This window comes from Bifidobacterium sp. ESL1118 (genome assembly GCF_058505595.1).
In genome coordinates this window covers 1336603-1357004 of record NZ_CP196371.1, presented here as the reverse complement: position 1 = coordinate 1357004, position 20402 = coordinate 1336603, and the positions used below count along the sequence as shown (strand labels likewise).

Sequence of the window (20402 nt, the reverse complement as noted above, 5' to 3'; positions counted from 1 at the left end):
CGGTTTGTGCTGCTCAAACTTTATCCGACGTGTCATTATTTGTTGTCACGCTGTTGTTGTGCGGTAGACTGTGCCGCTTTATGTCACTATTTGTCGGCGCTATACCATTGTGTGGTAGATTGTGCCGTTTTGTGGCATGTTCTGTGGTGGATCCGTTTTATTGCGGTAAATAGTGACATAAAGCGGCACTATCCACCGCAATAATGCTATCGTGCGGCAGATAGTGCCATTGGACTTTATCTTTGCTCGCAATATAAAAATTCCCGGTGAACATTGCCAATCAATGGCCATGCATACCGAGAATGGTTGGGAATCTATTATCCTTTTACTTGTTACTTGACCTCGACCGAAACGATGACGGCGGGCTCCAAGGGTCGGTCGCTGCGGTCGGTGGGTAGCGCCTCGAGCTTGTCGACGACCTTCTTGGATTCGTCGTCAGCCACCTCACCGAAGATCGTGTGATGACCGTCAAGCCAAGGGGTAGGTACGGTGGTTATGAAGAACTGTGAGCCATTGGTCCCGTGCATCTTGCCGTCGCGCCCAGGGCGGGAGCCGGCGTTGGCCATGGCGAGCTTGTAGGACTGGTCAAACTTCAGGGTCGGGTCGATCTCGTCGTCGAATTCGTAACCAGGGCCGCCGGTGCCGGTGCCCAGCGGGCAACCGCCTTGGATCATGAAGTCCTTGATGATACGGTGGAAGGTGAGTCCATCGTAGAACGGCTTGTTGCTCTTCTCGCCGGTGGCGGGGTCGGTCCATTCCTGCTGACCGGTGGCCAGGTCTATGAAGTTCTTCACCGTTTGAGGAGCTTTGTCGTCAAAGAGGTTCAGGGTTATGTCACCCTCGGATGTATGCATGATAGCTGTAGTCATAGGTTCAGTATCTCATATTCATACGACGGTTGGTGCGTTGTTTACACAGCGAAATTGTCTCGGCCTCTGTCGGGCCGTTGATGCACGTGTTATAACGAATTCCGATAGCCATTTCTTCTTGCCCTGCTGTGTCGGGTGATGTTTGTTTGTACTGTGACAGCTACAACCGTTGGATTAAGGGTCTGTATGGTGAATCAGGCGTTCAATAAAAATGTGTTGTCAATCAGTGGTGAGGCATGAGTTATGAAAAGTGCTCGAAGGCGTTGGGAGGGGTCATGGCGGAATCGGATGACGATCACGAGGATTATTCGCACTCCCTGAGGTTTGAAGAACCGGTGAGGGTCTACCACACCAAGCGCAACGTTCTCGTCTCGTCGCTTTTGGTGGTGCTCGTGGTGTTATGCATCGTTGCAGGTCCCCGGCTTGTTGGAGCTCTTCAAGGAAAAGCCGCGAAAGGTTCGAAATCCAATCCGGTGAAGATTGGTGTGGTTGGAGTCACTAGCCCGGAGTTTGTCCTCTTCAAGCAGGAGGCACAAAAAGAAGGCATCTATATCGACTTGGTCGATTTTCAGGATTACACATCGAACAACCCTGCCGTTGATTCCGGTAATCTCGACATGAATGAATACCAGCATCTTCTGTATCTGGCTGATTATAATGTCAAAAACCATAAGAACCTTCAACCCATCGGAGCCACCGCAACCTATCCGTTGGGCATGTATTCCACAAAGGTCAAAAAGCTTGCCGATGTTCCACAGGGGTCGCAAGTTCCCATCCCTGATGACGAAAGCAATCAGGCCAGGGCCTTGAGCGTGCTTACAGCGTCGCATCTTATTGTTCTCAAGCATCCCTGGACTCCGTTTAGCACGCCGGCCGATATTGACACGGCTGCCTCGAAAGTCAGTGTCATGCCGGTCAAAGGGGCTCAGGTTCCCAGTTTTCTCAATGACCCAAAGGTCTACGCCGGCGTAATCAACAACGATTTCGTTGCCGATGCGAACCTCAAACCCACAGACGCCCTTGCCACCGACTCCTCAAGTGCAAAACAGTCGCGGCCGTATATCAACGTCTTTGTGGTCCGGGCAGCGGATATACACAACCCCACCTATTTGAAACTGGTGGACATCTTCCATCGAAAGACCGTTATGGATGGAATCGTGAAACGCTCAAAAGGCACAGCGGTCTTGGATGCCAACTACACAGCTGGCCAGTTGCAAGGTTATCTGCGCGACATTGAGGCGGAGGCGAGAGCCGCTGGGCAGTGACTGGAACCAATGGTGAGCAATATAACAATGGCTCACCAGCCGGAGTGCAACGTGCATATGCACTGAGACGAGATGAGTTGAGAAAGGCGGGGCCTTCCATGGTGAATCAGGCAATAGTATTTGACCATGTGGTCAAGGAATACGACGGGAATGGGAAATCCTCCCGGAAGACAGTGCGTGCCGTTGACGACGTATCGCTCCAGATTGATCAGGGTGAGATATTCGGCATCATCGGTTATTCGGGCGCAGGCAAATCCACCCTCGTGCGCATGATCAATGCCTTGGAGCGTCCGACCACAGGATCGGTAACGGTGTTGGGTCAAGAGCTGAACGGTATGAAAGAGTCGAGATTGCGCCCGTTGCGTCAGAAAATTGGCATGATCTTCCAGCAGTTCAACCTGTTTTCCAACACAACGGTGGCTGGAAACATCGCCTACCCGCTGCGGCTGGACCACTGGCGTGAGGACTATCAGCGGCGTCGGGTCGAACAATTGCTTCGTTTTGTCGGCCTTTCCGATTACGCCGATCGCTATCCTTCTCAGCTTTCGGGCGGGCAGAAACAGCGAGTTGGCATTGCCCGTGCACTCGCCACGAATCCGAAGATTCTGTTGGCGGACGAGGCTACAAGTGCCCTTGATCCGGAAACCACTGCAGAGGTTTTGGACTTACTCAAACAGGCGAACAATCAGTTGGGCATCACTGTAGTGGCCATCACTCATCAGATGAGTGTCGTCCAGCAGATAGCCAGCCGCGTTGCCGTCATGAGTGCAGGTCGGGTTGTTGAGCAGGGCAATGTTTATGACGTCTTCGCAGCTCCTGAGCAGGAAGTCACGAAACGATTCATAGCAACCGCCGTATCAGGTGTGCCGGATGCCGGGCAAATGGAGGCCCTGCATCGCCAGTGGAAGGGGCGTATTGTCACCGTCGTGGTCCGTCAGAGGGCGGTTCAACGAGTCGACGGTAGACAAGTGGCGGCTTCTGGGCAGGATATTTCTGATTTGATTGCCAGGTATGGTGTGTCTACAAGCTTGCTGCATGGGGGGATTGATGCTGTGGGTGGATATGCGATTGGTGCCATGACCTATGAAATCGCCAGTGATTCAAATGGTGATGAGTTCTTACGGGCGTTGAGCGCCCACAGCGATGTCTATGATTTTGGCACAGCTGCAGATCCTATGGACTACGGCCGTGCAGTGTCAGAGCCTTTGCACTTTGCGTCAAATTCGAGTCTGGGGAACAAACAATGATTGATCATACGCAACTATTGGCTGATGCGGTGCCTGATATGACAGTCGGGTATGGGCGCGCAAGCGTTGTGGCCATGAATCAAAGCTGGGATGTCATCAAGCCTTTGCTTATTCAATCGGTGGGGCAAACGCTTGAGATGGTACTCGTCACTTTGGTCATCGGAGGATTTCTTGGGCTTATTCTCGGAGTTGTGCTGTATGGCACGCGTCCGGGGAATTTGTTCGAAAACCCCGTTGTATACAGGGTGCTTGACATTATAGTCAACATCGTACGACCCATTCCATTCATCATCTTTCTTGCTGCCATGCAGCCGCTCACAATCAAGGTTGTCGGTACTTCCATCGGCACTTCAGCCGCAATCTTTCCGATGGCCATGATGGCCACATTCGCCACTTCCCGCCTGGTGGAGCAGAATCTTGTCACCGTGGATTCCGGGGTCATAGAGGCAGCGCGCGCCATGGGTGCCTCACGGTTGACCATCATCCACACGGTGCTCATTCCTGAGGCATTAGGGCCGCTCATTCTGGCGTATGCGTTTTTGTTCATATCCATCCTTGACATGTCCGCCATGGCTGGGTATATCGGCGGGGGTGGATTGGGTAATTTTGCCATATCGTACGGTTATCAGAAGTACGATCCCGCGGTCACATGGATGGCTGTGATCATTATGATTGTCTTGGTACAGGTTGTGCAGGCTATAGCAAACGGTTTTGCCAAACATGTGCTTAGGCGTCGGCAATAGAATAATTCGCAAAGGCTGTCAGTAACAATCATCGTTCGCGCTTGGACGGACTTGAGAGAGGCCCCTCTTGCAGCTGTCGGAGAAGTTGCACGGTTGAAATAGTATTGGACCATGACTCAACTTCGTTTTGCATTGGCACAAATCGATACCTGTGTCGGGGGTTTGCAGGCCAACGCTTCGCTCATCTTGCAATACTGCCGGATGGCTGCGGCCCACGGTGCGGGTGTGGTGGTCTGCCCTGAGATGACGCTCACCGGGTACCCCATCGAAGATCTGGCCTTGCGTGCCACATTTCGCAAGGCTGCCTCGGACGAGGTCGGTAGACTGGCTCGAACGCTAGAGCGTGAGGGGCTGGGTGATCTGTACGTGGTGGTCGGGACCGTGGGAACGGTACGGCCGGATGGCAGCGTCGATGACGATGCCGACGATGCTGACGATGAGCGTGGCGGCGAAGGCGACGAAAATCTTGAGACACGTGACAGCTATGCCGATGAAACGTGGACCAAGGCTGGCCCTGAACACAACAATCCTATTGAAGGCAATCCGACCAACCGTTTGGTAGTACTCCATGATGGAGAGCAATATGCGGCGTACGACAAACATTTTCTGCCCAACTATGGCGTTTTCGACGAATTCCGCATCTTCCAGGCAGGGGATGCCGCCATGATTTTCAATGCTGGCGGAGTTCACATAGGCGTGGCCATCTGCGAGGATATCTGGCAGGATGGTGGCCCTGTGGAGGCATTGGCCCAGCGCGGCATCGACGTGTTGCTCACCATCAACGGATCACCCTATGAGGAAGGCAAGACCCACACCCGCTATGACCTTGCGGCCCAGCGTGCGAGCGAGGTTAATGCTCCTGTGATCTATGTCAATCAGGTGGGTGGTCAGGACGATCTCGTCTTCGATGGCGGCAGCTTTGTGCTTGATGCGGACGGAACGACATTGGAGCGTTCGCCCATGTTCATGGAGGACTTGAGCTACTTCGATTTTGACACAGATGCGGCCAAGCAGCAGGTGGGTACGTTGGCTGCTTGGCCTGGCCCTGATGAGGAGGTCTACACCGCTTGCGTGCTGGGACTCAAGGACTACATGGCCAAGAATCATTTCGACGGCGTCACGCTCGGACTCTCCGGCGGCATCGACTCGGCGTTGGTGGCCGCCATGGCTGCGGATGCCTGCGGCGGGCAGAACGTGTGGGGCATCTCCATGCCGAGTATGTATTCCTCCGATGGCTCCAAGGACGATGCCTCCGATCTGGCGCATCGCATTGGTGCTCACTACGACGTGCAGCCTATCGAGCCTTTGTTCAAGGCGTTCCAGGGTCAGCTCAATCTTGAGGGAGTGGCTGCTGAAAACCTGCAGGCGCGCATCCGTGGGGTCATCGTCATGGCCTACTCCAATTCCAAAGGGCTTCTTGCCTTGGCCACTGGAAACAAATCTGAGTTGGCTTGTGGCTATTCAACCATCTATGGCGACGCGGTGGGCGGCTACGCACCTATCAAGGACCTGCTCAAGACACGTGTCTGGGAACTGGCTCGTTGGCGCAATAGCGCTGCTTCCAGTGGCATGGGCGTCGGTGGGCTCCACATCGTGGGCAATGAAGGCGGCGGTCGTGGCATGCCGCAGCCGGGCGGCGTAATGATACCGGTGAGCAGCATCGAGAAGGCGCCGAGCGCCGAGCTGCGCCCCGGCCAGAAGGATTCTGATTCCCTGCCGGAATACGCCATGCTTGACAAGGTGCTGGCTGCCTATATTGAAAAGGCACACGGCCGCGCCGATTTGCTCGCAGACGGTTTCGATGAGACCACGGTCGACACCGTCATGCGCTTGGTGGATCGAGCCGAGTGGAAGCGCCGTCAATACCCACTGGGGCCAAAGGTCACGGCGCTCGCGTTCGGGCGCGACAGACGTCTGCCGGTCACTAGTGCTTTTCGTGAGTAGGCCGGGTGGCCTCACCTATTGCATTCAGCCTAGGACCTACATAATCATGCAATATTGTGTGCGCATTATGCATATCGTCATCCAGCTTGCTTTGGTGGTTCAGGCTGCGAAACAACAACGAGGTAACGAATATGGATGCGGATATCGATTTGACCGGATTGGAACGAGATGAATATGCCTTTCCCGGTCCATTGCGCGACCGATTGGTCGCCGCGATTCTGAGCGGTGAGAAGACGGCCACCACGTCCTTGTTGGCAGAATATGAGCACGACCACGATTCGCTTCCTCAGGTGGGTAAGCTCTCGGTGGTCCTTGACTCGCAGAATCACGAGGTCTGCGTCACCCGTCTTGAGGGTATGCAGGTGGTGCGTCTTGCGGATATCACGCTTGACCATGCGGTCAGTGAAGGGGAGGGCTATACGACTGTGTCCCAGTGGCGTAAGGCTCATGAGGAGTTTTGGTACAGCGACGAGTTTCTTCGGGAAATCGGAAATCCTGATTTCGCCGTCGATGATGACACCTTGGCGGTTTGTGAGCGATTTAGAGTTATTCAGATGTTATAAAAGCATATGTCTGTGTTGATGAAGAGCGCGGATGTCGTAAATGCACTTTGTGAGGTAACTCACTACTTTTATTCCGTGGTGAAAATATAAATCTATTATAATTGAACCAGACGATGCGCGATGATGTGCGTCTCGTTCAAGTGGTTAGTACAAGAAGTACAAAGGTTATCAAGGAGTGATACATGACCGCAGTTGATGAAAAAGTCCCAACCGCTGAGGAACTCAACGAGAAGGCTTGGAAAGGCTTCGTCGGTGGCGACTGGCAAAAGGGCATCGATGTCCGTGACTTCATTCAGAAGAACTATACGCCTTACGATGGGGATGAGTCCTTCCTCGCCAAGGCGACAGACAAGACCAAGGAAATGTGGAACTACCTGGACACCCACCAACTCGCAGTGGAGCGCAAGCAGCGCGTGTACGACGTGGATACCCACACCCCGGCTGGTATCGACAACTTCAAGGCCGGCTACATCATGGACAAGGATCATGATAACGTGATCGTCGGTATTCAGACCGATGAGCCTTGCAAGCGTGCCATGATGCCGAATGGTGGCTGGCGTATGGTCGAGCAGGCCATCCAGGAGGCGGGCAAGGAGCCCGATCCACAGATTAAGACGATCTTCACCAAGTACCGCAAGACCCACAACGACGGTGTGTTCGGCGTCTACACCAAGCAAATCAAGCTTGCCCGCCATAACAAGATTCTCACTGGTCTGCCCGATGCCTACGGCCGAGGCCGCATCATCGGCGACTATCGCCGTGTGGCGCTCTATGGCGTGAACTATCTGATCGAGCAGAAGAAGATCGACAAGGATTCCATTCCGTATCGCAACGACTTCACCGAGACCGAGGTCGAGCACTGGATTCGCTTCCGCGAGGAGCACGCCGACCAGATCAAGGCTTTGAAGGAGCTCATCAGCTTGGGCAAGACCTACGGCCTCGACCTTTCCCGTCCGGCTCAGACCGCCCAGGAAGCCGTGCAGTGGACCTACATGGGCTACCTCGCATCCGTGAAGAGCCAGGACGGCGCCGCCATGAGCTTCGGCCGTGTCTCCGCCTTCTTCGATGCCTACTTCGAGCGCGATCTGAAGAACGGCACACTCGACGAGCTGCACGCCCAGGAGATCATCGACCAGATCGTCATGAAGCTGCGTATCGTTCGTTTCCTGCGCACCAAGGCCTATGACCAGATCTTCTCGGGCGATCCGTATTGGGCCACTTGGTCCGATGCCGGCATGGGCGATGATGGCCGCCACATGGTCACCAAGACTTCCTTCCGTTTGCTGGCCACGCTGACGCTTGATCACTTGGGGCCTGGTCCTGAGCCGAACATCACCATCTTCTGGAGCCCGAAGTTGCCAGAGGGCTACAAGCGCTTCTGCGCCCATATCTCCATCGACACCTCCGCCATCCAGTACGAGTCCGATCCCGACATCCGTGGCAAGTGGGGCGACGATGCGGCCATTGCATGCTGCGTATCCCCGATGCGTGTTGGCAAGCAGATGCAGTTCTTCGGCGCTCGTGTGAACTCCGCCAAGGCTCTGCTTTACGCCATCAACGGTGGCCGCGACGAGATGACCGGTATGCAGGTCATCGATAAGGGCGTCATTGACCCGATTCGTCCTGAAGCCGATGGCACACTTGACTATGAGAAGGTCAAGGTCAATTATGAGAAGGCTTTGCAGTGGCTCTCCGAGACCTACATGGAGGCCCTCAACATCATCCATTACATGCATGATAAGTATGCGTATGAGGCCATTGAGATGGCGCTTCACGATAAGGAAATCTATCGTACGATGGCCTGTGGCATGTCTGGTCTGTCCATCGCAGCCGATTCGCTTTCCGCGTTGAAGTATGCGAAGGTCTATCCTATCTACAACAAGGATGCCAAGGATATGCCCGGCCATGAGGATGAGTACGTCGAGGGCATGGATGACGACATGATTGTCGGCTATCGTACAGAGGGTGAGTTCCCGATCTACGGCAACGATGACGATCGCGCCGATGACCTGGCCAAGTGGGTTGCCGGAACCGTTATGGGACAGCTTCGTAAGCTGCCGGTGTACCGTAACGCCGTTCCTACTCAGTCCATCCTCACCATCACCTCCAACGTGGTGTATGGCAAGGCGACCGGTTCGTTCCCATCTGGGCACAAGAAGGGCACCCCGTATGCTCCTGGTGCAAACCCGGAGAACGGCATGGATACCCACGGCATGCTGCCTTCGATGTTCTCGGTCGGCAAGATCGACTACGACGACGCGCTGGACGGCATTTCGCTGACCAACACCATCACCCCTGACGGCTTGGGCCGCGACGAGGATGAGCGCATCACCAACCTGGTGGGCATCCTTGATTCGGGCAATGGCCATGGTCTGTATCACGCCAACATCAACGTGCTGCGCAAGGAACAGCTTGAGGACGCCGTGGCTCACCCCGAAAAGTACCCGCACCTCACCGTTCGCGTTTCGGGATACGCCGTGAACTTTGTCAAGCTCACTCGTGAGCAGCAGCTCGACGTGATTTCCCGTACCTTCCACCAGGGTGCTGTCACTGACTGAGTGGCAAAACCGCTGTAAGAGGTACAAGGGCTGAAAGTTAGGGGTGACTCCTTCGGGAGCCGCCCCTAACTGTTGATGTAGCTGGGACACAGGGTTCAACCGATGCAGAACTAGCCATAATCACAGACTATGCTTAAATGTGAAAGATGCCACATTCGGTCTGCGCAGCGTTGATTGCTGTGTCGTGGAGGCATTCAGTCCGCTAAAATGAGGAATGTAAGTTGACATAAAGGAGTGCGGCAATGACTGCTACTACGCGTGTGGCGACGGCAACTGAGAACATTGCGGTGAACGAGAGCCCCAATAAGACTTCGACGGTTGTAAATAAAATGGCCAATGACGATGGCAGCTTCCATACAACGACCCCTCATATGCTTAAGACCTCGAAGGTCTATGCTAAACGAGCATTGATGGGCGGCCTTTCAGGTTTCAAATCCCCAATAGGTCTTGACAGACGTGACCGCGTGGCAGCCATGCGCACTGGAGACATCGGTTTCGTGCATTCCTGGGATATCAACACCTCCGTGGACGGCCCAGGCACACGTATGACTGTGTTCATGTGTGGTTGCCCGTTGCGTTGCCAGTTCTGCCAAAACCCCGATACCTGGAAGATGCGTGATGGCAAGCCTGTCTTTGTGGAGGACATGATTGACCACATCGTCCGGTACAAAGATATTTTCCAATCCACAGGTGGCGGACTTACGGTCTCCGGTGGAGAATCGATGATGCAGGCGAAGTTCGTTTCACGTGTCTTCCACGCAGTCAAGCAGGAGGGGGTGGGCACATGTCTCGATACCTCCGGTTTCCTGGGTGCCAGCTGGACCGATGAGATGCTCGAGGACGCGGATATGTGCCTTCTTGACGTCAAGTCAGGCGATGAAGAGACATATCACAAGGTCACTGGATCGGCGCTTCAGCCAACGATTGATTTTGGAAAGCGCTATTCCACGCTCGGCAAGAAGATATGGGTTCGTTTTGTCCTGGTTCCCGGGTTGACCGACAGTGTGGAGAACGTCGAGAACGTAGCCAGGATCTGTGAGGAGTTCGGCGATGCCGTCGAACATATCGACGTGCTGGGCTTCCATCAGCTTGGCCGTCCAAAGTGGCATGAGCTGAACATACCTTACCCGCTCGAAAGCCGTGAAGTCCCTAGCAAGGAGCTCAAGGAGCGCGTCAAACAGCAGTTCCGCAATCACGGTTTCGTGGTCTATTAGGCAGGTGCGTTTCTACGCATGATAGTTCTTTTACTCCCGCGAGTATGGACGGAACGTGTCCGCAACTGCGGGAGTTTCGTTGTGTGGCGACTCTTTCCCGCAGTTACAGCCGTTTTGCGTCCGTAATGGCGTGAATAGTGGTGCCCTTCCCGCAGTTGCGGCAGTTTTCCCGTTCATAGCTGCGGGGTGGGATGTGCGTGACCTTGCATGGTGTACTCAGGCGGCGGTAATGTGGGGCGCTGTTGGATGTGTAATCTGAGCTGAGGCATGCCAGCGTACAACCTCAGCCATGAGATCGTACGGGAGAATAAGGTTGGACGCTGAACCTAGACTACTGGCGGAACCGCGTGGGGGAGTGCCCGACGTGGTATCCACGTTGCAGGGTTTTCGTGATGCCTGTATGCGCCTGTCGGACGCTAATGGACCTTTGGCGGCCGACGCGGAACGTGCATATTCCTACAGATACTCCCATAAGGATTGGCTGATTCAGTTCAAACGTGAAGGCGCAGGCATTATTTTGCTCGATCCGGTGGCCCTGACGCAGGCCGGGGCTGATTGGGACCTGTTCAACGATGCCGTCGGCGATGTTACTTGGATCTTGCATGACGCATTGCAGGATTTGCCCGGCTTCAGGGATATTGGGCTTCGTCCTGCGGCGTTGTTCGACACCGAAATCGCGGCGAAGCTGCTTGGAGTCCGTAAGTTCGGTCTTGCGGCGGTCACCGAACGCTATCTTGGACTGACTCTGGCCAAAGAGCATTCCGCCGCAGATTGGTCGTATCGGCCGCTGCCACGTGATTGGCGCAACTACGCGGCCCTTGATGTGGAGTTGCTTATAGAGCTGGAGAAGGCTATGGGTGCTGAGCTCGAATCTGCGGGAAAAGCCGAATGGGCTCGTCAGGAGTTCGAATACACGCTGCACAAGGGGTTGACGCCAAAACACCCGAGCCCGGATCCCTGGATGAACATTTCGCATTTCAGCGCACTTGGTCAGGATAGGCGCGGCCAGGCAGTGGCAAAGGCGTTGTGGGAGAAACGTGATGAGTTGGCCCGTAGGTTTGACATTGAACCCACAATGTTGCTCTCGGATGCGGCCATTATTGAAGCGGCTTTGAAGAAACCTCACAATGCCGCGCAGTTCCGCGCAATCCGTTCGCTCAATCAGCGAGTCCGCAAGAATGTTGGAGGTGAGCAGGGTAAGATGTATGAGCGATATGCCCCCATTCAGCGCAAGGTGAAGCCATCGGTCTGGAGAAGGGTCATCGAGGATGCGCTGGCGCTTCCACGAAGCCAATGGCCCAGGCAGGTACCTGGCAAGGATTCACCTCACGGCAAGGCTCCCAAGTCCCTGTCGTTCTGGGCCAAGCACCATCCTGACCGCTTAGCCCGTCTTCGTGCTGCACGCAAAGCAGTGGGACGGGTGGCAAGTAGCACGAAAACCCCTGATGCCATGGTGATTAAGCCGCAGATACTGCGCAATCTTTGCTGGCGGGACGATGCCGAGAATTTCGGTCAGGAGGATGTGGCACGATTCTTCCGTGATCAGGGTGCCAGACAATGGCAGATTGACCTTACTGCAGCGTCCGTGAGTCGAGCTATCATAGAAGGGTTGCCTTAAGGCATAAGTAGTCGTTACAACAGGAGACCAGCGTGAAAATCAGCGTGAGAAATCTCGAGCCCACCAAGGTGAAGCTCACCGTCACAGTAGACCCCGAAGAATTCGAGCCATATATGGACAAGGCTCGCAAGGAAATAGGCAAACAGATCAATGTTCCGGGCTTCCGCAAGGGGCATGTGCCCGGCAAGATCATCGACCAGCGTGTCGGTTACCAAGCTGTTGCCGGTGAGGCCGCAAATGACGGTGTACCTGAGTTCTACAACAAGGCCTTGGAAGAGAAGAAGATTCGTGCCATGGCTCAGCCAAAGCTGGATGTCAGCGATTTGCCTTCCTCTGCGAAAGACGATACCAAACTCAAGTTCACGGCGACTGTGGAGCACCGCCCTGACATTGAGCTCCCGAAGCTCGACGACATGGTTATCGATGTGGAAAAGGCCGAGGTCACTGAGGACGATGTGAACAAGCGTCTTGACAATCTTCGCCAGCGTTTCGGTACATTGGTCGGTGTGGATCGCCCAGCAGGCAAGGGTGATTACGCCAACATCGACCTTGAGGCCCAGATTGACGGTGAGTCAGTGGATTCACAGGAAGGTGTGAGCTACGAGTTGGGTAGCGGCACGCTACTCGACGGCATTGACGAGGCATTGGACGGCCTTTCGGCCGGCGAGGAGACCACCTTTGAAGGCACGCTGGAAAGTGGTGACCACCAAGGTGAAAAGGCGCAGGTCAAGGTAAAGGTCAATTCCGTAAAGCAGGAAGAGCTGCCGGATCTTGATGACGATTTCGCCCAGGAGGCTTCGGAGTTCGACACTCTCGAAGAGCTAAAGGCCGACGTGCGCAAGCAGAGCGAGCGTGACAGCGAAGGCCGTCAGGCCAATAACGCCCGTGACGCCTTCATTGCACGCCTCGAAGACGGTCTCGACATCCCTCTGCCCAAGGACATCAGAAAGCAGATGCTCGAAGATCAGTTGAAGCAGGTCACCGCAGATTCGTCCAAGGCCACAAAGGACCAGAAGAAGGAAGCCGAGGAGACCGTCGATAAGGAGCTTCGCGATCAGATTGTGCTCGACACGCTTGCTGAGCAAATGGATGTCAAGGTTTCCCAGATGGATGTGACGAACTTCCTCATGTCGATCGCCCAACAGTATGGCATGGATCCCAATGCCTTCATCAACGCCATTGTCAACAATGGTCAGCTTGGCAGCGCCGTCCAGGAAGTGGGTCGTTCCAAGGGCTTGCTCGCAGGCATGCGTGCGGTCAAATTCACCAGCGACGGCAAGGACCTCGATTTGAGTGCCTTCCTTGAGGAAGACGAGCAGCCGCAGGCTGCCCAGGAAGAGGAGGAAAGCGTTGAGGCCGCCTCCGCCGCGGCCGCTGTGGCCGATCAGATTTCGTCTGATTCCTCGGATGCCTCTGATTCCAGCGAATCGAAGTGAGCTGTACACATCGGTAGTTGACGTGTAAATGCAAAAGGGCCTGAGACGAGCACTTGGGTCCTTTTTATATGTCGTGATTTCGGTACCAAACGACTGGAATGTACCGGTATCAGGTGTTCTGAGATATAAGTGGGTACGATTCAGTTGGTTTAGGCGTGAATGGTGACTGAATTGTACCCGTTCATGTGCGTTAGCGCCAAAGAGCGTACGATTTGGACTATGAGTTTGCAAGGTGAGAGAGACGACACACGTCGGAAGAGCGATATGAGTCGAGCGAATATGCAGGCGGTTGGAGATGACGATAATCACGGCGCACAGGCTGGGCATGAGAGTTTCCGTGGCACACAGGCTGTGCACGATGGTGGCCCCACAGGCATCTGGCATCGTGGTCATGGCGGCAGCATTGCCTGTGCTATGGGGCTCGCGCTTGTTTTAGGTGCCGTCATCGGCGTGGCTTCGGGCCTTCTTTCGGTGATGCTCAAGGGCGTGCAATGGCTCATGATGGGGTATATGGAGAGTTCGTCCATGTCCGGCCCCTACGTTGTGTCTCCTTGGCGAAGGATTGCCTCGGTGGTGGCAGCCTCGTTTGTTGCCGGCATTATCTGGTGGCTACTTCGCACACGTACTAGAAAAGTGCCTTCTGTTGCAAAGGCTGTTGCCGGTGAGGAAATGCCTGTCTGGCAGACCACAGTGCATGTACTTCTGCAAATCTTCATTGTGGGCTCCGGGTCGTCCATTGGTCGGGAGGTGGCGCCCAGAGAGTTCGCCGCCATGCTCGGCCAGCGTTTCTGCGATGCGCTGCATATCAGCAAGCGGGAGCGCACGGTGATAGTGGCCTGTGCCGCTGCGGCAGGGCTTGCCGGGGTTTACAATGCGCCGCTTGCCGGTACACTCTTTGTGGTTGAGATATTGCTGGCCGATGTGAGCGCCCGCACGGTGGCAATGGCCCTAGGCATGTCGGGCATAGCGGCTTACGTCGGTTCGCTCATCAAAGGTCGCGACGTGTTCTATGACATGCGTTTTTTGGCTCCTCGCGGTGTTGCCGCGCCAACTGTTCAGCTCACCATATTTGCTCTGCTGTGTGGTTTGTTCGCCGGTGTGATTGGTATGGGATTCCGTGGGCTTTCGAGCTGGGCCGGCAGCAACCGGGCTCAGGGTGCGCACTTGATCTGGGCTATGCCATTGGCTGCGCTCGCTACGGGTGTTGTGGCCATTTGGCTGCCCCAGGTGATGGGTAATGGGCGTTCAGCAGCTCAGTTCGCGTTCTCGCCTTCAGCGTCTGGCGAGCGAATTATCGATGCTGTACATATCGCTCCGGGGATGCTGAGTGCTGGTACGGGTAATGGCGCTGGAATGGCTTTGGCGAGCGGCAGTGTGCTCTTAGAGCTGTTTGCCATCATGCTGGCCAAGATTCTGCTCACTACGCTTACCATTTATTCCGGTGCCTCGGGAGGCGTGCTGCAACCCGGTATAGCTGTGGGCGCCTCGATGGGAGCCGTGCTCGGCGTCTCGGTGCTCATGTTGTTTCCAAACCTTGAAGGGCTGAGCGTCACTGCTTGCGCGTTGGTCGGGTCCGCCAGCCTGCTCTCAGTCTCCCAACAGGCTCCGCTCATGGCGATGGCCCTTGTCATGGAGCTTACGGATGTGCCGATGAGCTATGCGGTGCCCATTGTCGTCGCTTCCTCCACCGGGATGGTGGTTTCAATGTGCCTTAACCGTGTCTTTCCTTCACGTCCTCAGCTCAAATAGGCTCGGTGTCGTACAGGGCAAGGTAATATTTCATACGTATAATATCATTAGAACCAAGGAGATATGGTGGCAGGATTGCTGACATCGACGCCGTTGACGGCGACTCCGGCGATGGATGATGAGGAGAGCAGCGCCCCATCCATCACCGACCCGATTTTCAATAGGCTGCTCAAGGACCGCATCATTTGGCTCGGTGATGAAGTCAAGGATGCCAATGCCAATGTCATCTGCGCACAGATGCTGATGCTGGCGGCCGAGGATCCGAAGAAAGATATTTGGCTGTACATCAATTCGCCCGGCGGCTCGATCACTGCTGGCATGGCCATCTATGACACCATGCAGCTCATTGAACCTGATGTGGCCACGGTGGCTGTGGGCATGGCTGCATCCATGGGTCAGTTCCTGCTTTCCAGTGGAACCAAAGGCAAACGGTTTGCCACGAGTCACGCTCGCATCCTTATGCATCAGCCTTCGGGCGGCATCGGCGGCACTGTCACCGATGTACGTATCAACGCTGAACTCATCATGGATATGAAGAGGACGCTTTCTCAGCTCACCGCGGATCAGACCGGCCATACACTTGACGAAATCTACAAGGACAACGCGTACGATCACTGGTATACGGCACAGCAGGCATTGGACTACGGGTTCATAGACAAGATTGTGACCACACCGGGCACTATGAGTGCCACGGACGATGTCACTAAGAAGGGGGAGTGAGCATGGCCAGCGAAGAGGCAAAGTTTGTAGCGCGTGCGGATCGCCTTGCTGGACCACGTGGTGTGGCTGGGTTCCTCCCGCAAAACCGTTACGTCATGCCACAGTTCTCTGAAAGAACCCCGTACGGCATGAAAACGCAGGATGCGTACTCCCGCCTATTCGAGGATCGCATCATCTTCATGGGTGTGCAGGTGGATGACACGTCTGCGGACGACATCATGGCCCAACTGCTCGTGCTGGAGAGCCAGGATCCGAACCGTGACGTCATGATGTACATTAATTCGCCCGGTGGCTCCATGACCGCCATGACGGCCATCTATGACACCATGCAGTACATCCAGCCCGATGTGCAGACCGTGTGCCTCGGCCAGGCCGCCTCGGCTGCGGCGGTGTTGTTGGCCGCTGGCACCAAGGGCAAGCGGCTCATGCTGCCCAACGCCCGCGTGCTCATCCACCAGCCTGCCATCGAGCAGGGTGGCGGCAAGGCCAACGAGATCGAGATTCAGGCCAAGGAGATGCTGCGCATGCGTGAATGGCTCGAGGACACACTCGCCAAGCACACCGGCCAGCCCAAGGAGCGTATCTCAAACGACATCGAGGTGGATACGTTCCTCACGGCCCAGGAAGCCAAGGACTACGGTATGGTCGACGAGGTATTGGTCCACCGAAAGTAGTTTAGGTCCGGATGCTTGGGTGCCGGGATATTCTGCTCGCCGGGGTACTTACCTTGGCGGGCGTTTTCTTACGGACTTAGGGTGGCAGGGTCGGCCATTCTTGGTCCGTGCACTTGTTGCCAGGCCGCTGGGGTATCCTATGTAATACGGTGAACTATTAAGGAGCACAGGTATGGGACGTGTGGTGAGCTACAACGAGGGGGTGCCGCATTGCACGTTCTGTGGCAAATCCGAACGTCAGGTGCACAAGTTGGTGACGAGTCAGGGGGCTGCGATCTGTGATGAGTGCATCGCCCTGTGCGTGGACATCATTTCAGAGGACGGCAAAAGCGACGCTGTGGCGAACAAACTTGACTTGCCCAAGCCATCGAAGATCTGTGCTCACCTCGATGAGTATGTGGTGGGCCAGAACGATGCCAAGCGTACGCTTTCGGTGGCCGTATACAACCATTTCAAACGTGTCAATATGGAGTTGAGGGAAGCCTCTCATCCAGATATGCCGTCGTCTTCGATGCGCGGGGTTAAGGTGGCCAAATCCAATATTTTGCTGCTTGGACCCACGGGTGTGGGCAAGACGTATCTGGCGCAGACGCTGGCTGAGGTCATGAAGGTTCCGTTCGTCATCACCGATGCCACCACGCTCACGGAAGCGGGGTATGTGGGTGATGATGTGGAGACGGTGCTGCAACGGCTGCTTCAGGCTGCTGATGGCGATGTGGCTCGTGCCGAGCATGGCATCGTCTACATTGATGAGATCGACAAAATAGCTCGCAAGAGCGGCGAGAACACGTCCATCACCCGTGACGTGAGTGGCGAGGGTGTGCAGCAGGCGTTGCTGAAGATATTGGAGGGCACTATCGCTTCTGTGCCGTTGGAAGGCTCCCGTAAGCACCGTGAGGTGGAGAGCGTCAATATGGACACCCGTGGCATCCTTTTCATCTGTGGAGGGGCTTTCATAGGGTTGGACGGCATTATCAAGAATCGTCTGGGTGCCCATGAGAGCGGTTTTACCGCCTCTTGGCGTGATGGCCGGGGCAACGGAGTGCAGAATCAGCATGAGCTGCTCAACCGGGTCTGTGCCGATGATTTGGCTGAGTTCGGCTTGCTCCCCGAGTTCATCGGCAGACTCCCTGTGGTGAGTGTGTTGGATGAACTGACCGAAGAGAATCTGTGCGATATTCTGGTGAAACCCGCCAATGCCCTGACCAAGCAGTATGTCAAGCTCTTCAAGGAGGACGGGGTAGGACTTGTCTTCACCGATGCGGCGATTGCGTCCATCGCGCATACCTCCATGAGTGAGGGCACCGGGGCCAGAGGGTTGCGCGCCATCATAGAGAAAGCATTGGAGGATGTCATGTTTCGCCTGCCGGAAATGGACGATGTGGAGCAGGTGGTTGTGGATGGTACCGATGATGCTGATGACGGTGACGTATCGGGGCTGACCATCAGCGAACGTAGGCGTGGGGCTATGAATGGGCTTTCGAGCCAGCAGAGGAAGATCGCATAGGTTCGAACCATGTGCCAAGTTGCGACACGCGGCTCTTGCATAAAATGGTTGCTGGCGCTATATTAGATGAGTTGTCAAGATGAGTTCTTGATGATACGCGCCAGTAGCCCAATGGATTAGAGCAGCTGACTACGGATCAGCAGGTTACAGGTTCGAATCCTGCCTGGCGCACTCTCGATATATGTTATACTTGGTTTAGTTGCATTGCGATGCTGGTATAAACTGAATTTCCTATTATTTGCTTCAAGTATGGATTTTATGATAGTGAGCCCTGCGTGGCAGTGCACCGTTACCGTTAATAAATTATCAAATAGGCATGTGAATAAACTGTGCTATTGAGCATAGGTATGCCATTTACAGTTCGTTTGTTTTCACATCATGCTGGTGGCGGTTAACGACCAATGGAGGCGCCGTTGGCATTGACATACCACCACGTCGCAGAAGATGTTATGCTCGGGTAACAGTCAAGAGACCCGATCCAGTGGGGGTAAGCACGGAGATGAAATCCTCACTGTTTTCAACGTTTTCGAGCAGGGTCTGCATTACCTCGGCTTTGCCAGTGTCTGCAGTGTTGCCCTGCGTTCCCATCATGTCGGTGAACATGATGATACCGTGCTCTTTCAATAGGTAAGAGGCCTGCTCGAACGTCGGCTGATAGTTGGCCTTGTCGCCGGAGACCACAATCAGATCATAGCTTGATGGGTTGAGGCGTGGAAGAAAAACCGAAGGGCTGGCGTTGACGGCGCGTAATGTGACATGGCATGGGTGCCTGTCGGCATGGTCGTCTTCCTCATCGGCGCCGTTGGCCGCATTGACTTGTGCAATCTGCGCGCGGATGGCTGATATGCCTCGGGCGGAGGAATCGACAGCGGTTATTTGCCCGTCGTCCTCTAGGCCCGCAGCCAAAGATAGGGCTTCCAACACCGATCCCGTGCCCACGCTGATCACACTCGTGGCGTGTGTGAATTTGGTGATGAACGTCAGTAGCTGATTCTGTGAAGCCGGGCTGAGTGGCCAATTCGAACGTTCGGCCTGAACTCTAGCCTGACGTTGCGCTTCCGGTTCGACTTGGGCGGCGTGACGTTCTGTAAATTCCCACATGTTGCCGGTAACGGCGCTCTTGATTTCACTCATGATACATACTGTAGTACCATCCCTAGGTGAATTGTTTGTACTGTGGTGCTTCAGAACTGTAGGAAGCCCATGGATTACTGGCCATTGACCCTCGTAACGAGTTTCCACATCTCTTCACCCACATCGATTCCGCGGGGGCATGGACGGCTACAGGCTTTCACTGATTGGCATGCTCCGATGCCATCCTCGGTTTGGATGGCTTGCAACCGTGCATCCGTGGCGCTGTCGCGAGAGTCATTGATGAACCGCGAGGCGGCGATTAAGGCAGCCGGCCCTATGAATGCCTCACCCCCGGAGTAAACAGGGCAGCTGCTTTCGCAGATGCCACAGGAGATGCAGTTGGACAGCTGTTCGTACCGCTCAAGCTCTTCGGGGCTTTGCAGGTATTCGAACATGTCGATGTTGCCTTCGGCGGTGGTCTTTAGGGCATGGTTGGCCTTGAGGTATGGCTCCAATGATCGAATCTGGCTCATCATTGTATCGGTGTCCACGATAAGGTCACGCAATACGGTGAATCCCGACAGCGGTGTGATTTCTATGGTATTGGAGGCGTGTTCGGCTGCCATGACGTTATTTGTGGGAATGCCGTTGCTGTTTGCGTCGGCGCCATTGCCGATTTCTGCATCGGCGTTTCGGCTATGGTTATCAACGACATTGCCATTGGGCAGCGTTGCCGTCTGACTGTTACCCGTCGAGATGTTTCCTGCGGGGGCTGTATGGCGGAAGCTGTGGTCTCCCTGTCGGCCAGTGCCGTGCCCAACCTGTTTCCCAACGCACTGCGCCACCGTAGTGGTGCAGAGCAACGCCGCGGAGCCGTTGATGGTCACGGCGTCGGACCCGCAGACACCGTGACCGCAAGAGTATCGGAATGCCAGAGTGGGGTCAAATGTCCGTTTGATTTCCAGCAGGCAATCCAGAAGCGTTTCGTTGCCTTGCACAGCCAACGTGTAATCCTGATTCCAATGATTGCCTCTGATGCGTCGGATAGCTGAAGGGTGGGAAGAGGCAAAGGGGTTGGCACGATGTGAGGCAAACGGGTTGCTCGAATGCTTTCTTATTGAGGCACCCGAAGTTGAACGGCCGTCAGGTTGCGGAGTGAATCTATGGATTCGAATCGTAATGGTCAATGGTGTAGGTCTTGATTCCTTGGTTGATGTCAAC

General features: G+C 55.1%; 16 protein-coding genes and 1 tRNA gene. 14 read left to right on the top strand and 3 right to left on the bottom strand.

Annotation, left to right across the window (positions count from 1 at the left end; translation table 11 throughout):
- Positions 1-332 precede the first annotated feature (332 nt).
- On the bottom strand, positions 333-869 hold the full coding sequence (locus tag ACSYSS_RS05420) for a peptidylprolyl isomerase (RefSeq protein WP_491703038.1): 537 nt from the start codon (positions 867-869) through the stop codon (positions 333-335).
- Positions 870-1144: 275 nt separating this feature from the next.
- On the opposite strand from ACSYSS_RS05420, the gene ACSYSS_RS05415 reads away from it, so the two are divergent.
- The 14 genes from ACSYSS_RS05415 to ACSYSS_RS05350 all read left to right on the top strand — a co-directional run bounded on the left by ACSYSS_RS05415 (position 1145) and on the right by ACSYSS_RS05350 (position 18278).
- The gene (locus ACSYSS_RS05415; protein ID WP_491704242.1) at positions 1145-2134 is read left to right on the top strand and encodes a MetQ/NlpA family ABC transporter substrate-binding protein; all 990 of its coding nucleotides are present in this window, start codon (positions 1145-1147) and stop codon (positions 2132-2134) included.
- Between the two features lie 98 nt (positions 2135-2232).
- Positions 2233-3381, top strand: a complete 1149-nt coding sequence (locus ACSYSS_RS05410; RefSeq protein ID WP_491703037.1) for a methionine ABC transporter ATP-binding protein — start codon at positions 2233-2235, stop codon at positions 3379-3381.
- Positions 3382-3455: 74 nt separating this feature from the next.
- Positions 3456-4124, top strand: a complete 669-nt coding sequence (locus ACSYSS_RS05405) for a methionine ABC transporter permease (protein WP_491704241.1) — start codon at positions 3456-3458, stop codon at positions 4122-4124.
- Positions 4125-4235: 111 nt separating this feature from the next.
- Entirely contained in the window at positions 4236-6068 is a 1833-nt protein-coding gene (locus tag ACSYSS_RS05400) for an NAD+ synthase (protein WP_491703036.1), read from the top strand.
- A gap of 131 nt (positions 6069-6199) precedes the next feature.
- Positions 6200-6631 (top strand): ASCH domain-containing protein, encoded by a 432-nt coding sequence (locus ACSYSS_RS05395; RefSeq protein WP_491703035.1) that lies wholly within the window; start codon positions 6200-6202, stop codon positions 6629-6631.
- A gap of 182 nt (positions 6632-6813) precedes the next feature.
- Complete coding sequence (gene pflB, locus ACSYSS_RS05390) at positions 6814-9189, top strand: formate C-acetyltransferase (protein WP_491703034.1); 2376 nt, start codon at positions 6814-6816, stop codon at positions 9187-9189.
- Between the two features lie 329 nt (positions 9190-9518).
- Positions 9519-10403 (top strand): pyruvate formate-lyase-activating protein, encoded by an 885-nt coding sequence (gene pflA, locus ACSYSS_RS05385; RefSeq protein WP_491704240.1) that lies wholly within the window; start codon positions 9519-9521, stop codon positions 10401-10403.
- A gap of 289 nt (positions 10404-10692) precedes the next feature.
- Complete coding sequence (locus tag ACSYSS_RS05380) at positions 10693-12021, top strand: HRDC domain-containing protein (RefSeq protein ID WP_491703033.1); 1329 nt, start codon at positions 10693-10695, stop codon at positions 12019-12021.
- 32 nt (positions 12022-12053) lie between these two features.
- The gene (gene tig / locus ACSYSS_RS05375) at positions 12054-13457 is read left to right on the top strand and encodes a trigger factor (protein ID WP_491703032.1); all 1404 of its coding nucleotides are present in this window, start codon (positions 12054-12056) and stop codon (positions 13455-13457) included.
- Between the two features lie 219 nt (positions 13458-13676).
- Positions 13677-15206, top strand: a complete 1530-nt coding sequence (locus tag ACSYSS_RS05370) for a chloride channel protein (RefSeq protein WP_491703031.1) — start codon at positions 13677-13679, stop codon at positions 15204-15206.
- 111 nt (positions 15207-15317) lie between these two features.
- A complete protein-coding gene (locus ACSYSS_RS05365; protein ID WP_491704239.1) occupies positions 15318-15926 on the top strand; it encodes an ATP-dependent Clp protease proteolytic subunit in 609 nt (202 codons plus the stop codon).
- A gap of 2 nt (positions 15927-15928) precedes the next feature.
- Positions 15929-16600, top strand: a complete 672-nt coding sequence (locus ACSYSS_RS05360; RefSeq protein ID WP_491703030.1) for an ATP-dependent Clp protease proteolytic subunit — start codon at positions 15929-15931, stop codon at positions 16598-16600.
- A 172-nt stretch (positions 16601-16772) separates the two neighbouring features.
- Positions 16773-18107, top strand: a complete 1335-nt coding sequence (clpX, locus tag ACSYSS_RS05355) for an ATP-dependent Clp protease ATP-binding subunit ClpX (protein ID WP_491703029.1) — start codon at positions 16773-16775, stop codon at positions 18105-18107.
- A 97-nt stretch (positions 18108-18204) separates the two neighbouring features.
- A tRNA-Arg gene (locus ACSYSS_RS05350) sits at positions 18205-18278 on the top strand.
- Between the two features lie 276 nt (positions 18279-18554).
- Here the strand turns inward: ACSYSS_RS05350 and ACSYSS_RS05345 are convergent.
- On the bottom strand, positions 18555-19241 hold the full coding sequence (locus ACSYSS_RS05345) for an O-methyltransferase (protein ID WP_491703028.1): 687 nt from the start codon (positions 19239-19241) through the stop codon (positions 18555-18557).
- 74 nt (positions 19242-19315) lie between these two features.
- A complete protein-coding gene (locus tag ACSYSS_RS05340; protein ID WP_491704238.1) occupies positions 19316-20218 on the bottom strand; it encodes a succinate dehydrogenase/fumarate reductase iron-sulfur subunit in 903 nt (300 codons plus the stop codon).
- Between the last annotated feature and the right edge of the window lie 184 nt (positions 20219-20402).

Coding starts and splice junctions, on each gene's coding strand:
- ACSYSS_RS05415 (WP_491704242.1), top strand. CDS start 1,145: ATGGCGGAATCGGATGACGATCACGAGGATTATTCGCACTCCCTGAGG.
- ACSYSS_RS05365 (WP_491704239.1), top strand. CDS start 15,318: ATGGATGATGAGGAGAGCAGCGCCCCATCCATCACCGACCCGATTTTC.
- ACSYSS_RS05405 (WP_491704241.1), top strand. CDS start 3,456: ATGAATCAAAGCTGGGATGTCATCAAGCCTTTGCTTATTCAATCGGTG.
- ACSYSS_RS05380 (WP_491703033.1), top strand. CDS start 10,693: ATGAGATCGTACGGGAGAATAAGGTTGGACGCTGAACCTAGACTACTG.
- pflA (WP_491704240.1), top strand. CDS start 9,519: ATGGCCAATGACGATGGCAGCTTCCATACAACGACCCCTCATATGCTT.
- ACSYSS_RS05360 (WP_491703030.1), top strand. CDS start 15,929: ATGGCCAGCGAAGAGGCAAAGTTTGTAGCGCGTGCGGATCGCCTTGCT.
- pflB (WP_491703034.1), top strand. CDS start 6,814: ATGACCGCAGTTGATGAAAAAGTCCCAACCGCTGAGGAACTCAACGAG.
- ACSYSS_RS05370 (WP_491703031.1), top strand. CDS start 13,677: ATGAGTTTGCAAGGTGAGAGAGACGACACACGTCGGAAGAGCGATATG.
- ACSYSS_RS05400 (WP_491703036.1), top strand. CDS start 4,236: ATGACTCAACTTCGTTTTGCATTGGCACAAATCGATACCTGTGTCGGG.
- ACSYSS_RS05395 (WP_491703035.1), top strand. CDS start 6,200: ATGGATGCGGATATCGATTTGACCGGATTGGAACGAGATGAATATGCC.
- ACSYSS_RS05410 (WP_491703037.1), top strand. CDS start 2,233: ATGGTGAATCAGGCAATAGTATTTGACCATGTGGTCAAGGAATACGAC.
- clpX (WP_491703029.1), top strand. CDS start 16,773: ATGGGACGTGTGGTGAGCTACAACGAGGGGGTGCCGCATTGCACGTTC.
- ACSYSS_RS05420 (WP_491703038.1), bottom strand. CDS start 869: ATGACTACAGCTATCATGCATACATCCGAGGGTGACATAACCCTGAAC.
- ACSYSS_RS05345 (WP_491703028.1), bottom strand. CDS start 19,241: ATGAGTGAAATCAAGAGCGCCGTTACCGGCAACATGTGGGAATTTACA.